Genomic DNA, 2,968 nt, shown 5'->3' on the forward strand with positions numbered 1-2,968 from the left:
ATCGACCCGATCACGCCTTGGGTCACCGCGTTCGAGACCGCGTTCGCCAACATCCAGACACTCGGCAAGCTCAACGAGCAGAACCCGTTCCCGCTGCTGCAGACCATCGGCGCCAACATCGGCACCTACGTCGAGGAACTGGGCAACGGCAACGCCGGCCTGATCCCCGAGCAGATCTGGGGCAACATCCAGACCTTCTTCCAGGCACCTTGGGATCCGGGCACCCAGGCGACCTTGGAGGGTCCGCAAGGCGAATTAGTGGTGCCCGTCGGCCAGTACCTTTCGAAAACCGAACCCGTACAACAGGGGCAAAGTCAGCCGCTACCTCCTTTCGAGGGAAATATCTTTCTCCTGCAGGCCGCCGCAAGCGCCGTGTTAAACCCGAGCAGTCCGACCAACCCCCTGTCGCTGGAGTTTTTCGAAGGCTTCGCTCCGGTATGGAACTTCCTGAACACCCCCTACAGCGGGCAATTAGTCGCCCTGGTCGGGACACTGATCTCGCCGATCGTGCAGTTGACCAAGAGCTTCACCGCGATCGGCGAGTTCTTCCAAGCCGGCGATGTCATCGGGGCGATCAACGAACTCATCAACATCCCGGCCAACATGACCAACGCCTTCCTCAACGGCGCCGGCTTCCTCGACCTGACCGGAATCGCCGGAAGCATCTTCGGAGACCTTCCCGAAGGCACAACGCTCGGCATCAGGCTGGGCGGCCTGCTCAACGCCATGCCCCAGGACGGTTCTTTGAATGACCCCGACAATCCGCCCACGACGTGGTCGGGAGGAACCGGGTTCGACGGCGTCGCATTATCGCTCGCGACACCACCGGGGTTGCCCTCAGTCGAAGGCATCCCCAACGGTCTGCTCGGCGCGAACATCGGGCTGGGTCAGTTCCTCGCCGACAAGCTGCTGATCACCCCGCCGCCACCGCCTGGCGCTCAAACCGCTGCAGCAGCCCCGGTCGAGACACCCGCGGTCGAGGTTGTCGCCGACACCCCGGCACCGGCCCCGGCCGAGGCCCCGGCTCCGGTCGAGGCCCCAGCCCCGGCCGAGGCTCCGGCCGAGGATGTGGTTGCCGTCGTCGAGGAAGCCCCGGCCGCGGTCGTCGATGATCCCGCGCCGGCCGTCGAGAACGTCGCCGAGATCGAAGCCGCCGTGGAGGCGATTGAGGCTCCCGAAGCGGAACCGGCCGAAGCCCCCGCACCCGTCGACGAGGGCTCCGACCCCGAAGCGGCTGCGGGTGCCGACGAGCAGTCCGACGGCGACACCGGCCGGGCCGCCCGCAGCACTCAGCGAGGCGACAACTAGTCCGTCTCGTCGGCGGGGAAACGCCCGGGCCCACCCCTTCCTGGGGCCCGGGCGTTTTCCCGTTGATGGGGGCGGAACCGGCTCTGCACCAGGAGATCTCGCGAGTGATCGAGCGGGCGCTGGCGCGGGGCTGAGGTGGTTAGTCCCCGGGGCATTGCCGGTTTTTGCGGAATATCCGTTGCAGTGCAAAGAGATCCGGCAACCGCACATGCAACGACGCTGCCGTTGAGCGCACCTCGCAAAGGCGCTGACAGCGGCCTCCCGGTGATGATAGACCGATGACCACCCTGACCGATCCCTGCGTCACCGACTGCGGCGGTGCGCCGGCCGAGGGCGGCGATATCCCCGACACCAGTGCGATCTCCTGAAGCGCAGCGCTGGCGATGCACGACGCCGACGACGAGGACGCGGAACCAATCAACGTCGGCACCGTCACGTTCCTTACCGCGCGGCTATGCGGCGATCTCCCGGACCTGCTCGACGCGATCAGCAGCGACACGACGGAGTTCCGGGCGCTCTTCGACGATGATCGCGTCGTGGACGGGTTGGCCGAGCAGTTCGATCAGCCCTACGCGGAGGGAGTCCTCTTCCTCGGCCAGGCCCACCTGCACCCGGCGATGCGGGGTCACGACCTCGGAGCCTGGGCCTTGGCGGAGGTCATCAACACGATGACGTTCCGCCGGGACATCCTCGTCCTCGGCCACCCGTCACCGCCGGGTGGGCAGGACCTCCCGGCGAGAGAGATGCGTCTGGCGCCGAACCGCTTGGCGCTGCACTGGGAAAAGGTAGGTCTCGTGCGGCTGCCGTCCCGCACCTGATAGTCCAGAACCCACCGCCCTCGGCAAGGCCAGCGCCGAACTGGCTCCGGCGGGCCGAGGTGCGGATCGAGGTTGACGACGCCGTGCTGGATGAGCTGCGGCGAGCGTTCCTAGCGGCGGAACACATCGCCGTCTCGGACACCCAAGAGGCGACGTTCAGCCGCCGCCCTCGGGATGCGCGTCTAATCCGTCCGCCATGCAGCAGCCGCCCCGGCTGTACCGCTTCAGCCTCTGATCCGCGACTCCTCGCTGCGGATCGACGGTTGACGCACCGGGCGGGGCGTGCGGCAAGGGGGTTGGGGCGACGGTGACCTGGCCCTGCCCGGGGTTTTGCTGGTCGCATCGCTGGTACTCAGTCCCGGCCGCGGGGCGTAGAGGGCGACCCGACGAATAACGTGCGTCTTAACGTGTGGAGCCCTTTTCGCCCTCAGCCAACCAGAAATCGGCTCCTGAACTCCTCAGGAGCGGCTTTCGCATGGGGGTGGCTGACGGGACTCGAACTCTTGTCAGGCGTTCGAACAGGCGTCTCTGTATCAAGCGGAAATTACCTCTGATCTGCTATTTCGGGCGCCGAGAGGCGCCTTTTTTGTCGTCCCGGGGCGGTGTTATTCGAGTTCCCGGGGACGGGGAGGGGCCGCATGGTTCGCGCGGAAAGCTCTGCCGCCAAGCAGGAAGATGGTTGGTCCCTTCGATCGCAATCATTTTGCTGAGATCGCTTCAGTGCGGGATTTCCGATCATCAAAATCGGTGATTTCTGTCCGTGGTCTGTTTTGGGTGGGTGATACTGGGCGGGTTAGGGGTGCTCGCATCCGGCGTGGGTGCTCCGTGTCTGGAAACAGGGG

2 protein-coding genes are annotated in these 2,968 nt (G+C 65.9%); both read left to right on the forward strand.

Features of this window, described 5'->3' with window-relative positions; translation table 11 throughout:
- A partial coding sequence (locus ADBZ5N_RS18350; protein WP_526259951.1) for a hypothetical protein occupies positions 1 to 1,308 on the forward strand: 1,308 nt, incomplete at its 5' end.
- Positions 1,309 to 1,691: 383 nt separating this feature from the next.
- A complete protein-coding gene (locus ADBZ5N_RS18355) occupies positions 1,692 to 2,126 on the forward strand; it encodes a hypothetical protein (protein ID WP_526259953.1) in 435 nt (144 codons plus the stop codon).
- The last annotated feature ends 842 nt before the right edge of the window (positions 2,127 to 2,968 follow it).

The organism is Mycobacterium sp. (assembly GCF_044370595.1).
Lineage (GTDB): Bacteria > Actinomycetota > Actinomycetes > Mycobacteriales > Mycobacteriaceae > Mycobacterium.

What these genes read in the sequence shown, in the direction of transcription:
- ADBZ5N_RS18355 (WP_526259953.1), top strand. Translation starts at nt 1,692, where the DNA reads ATGCACGACGCCGACGACGAGGACGCGGAACCAATCAACGTCGGCACC.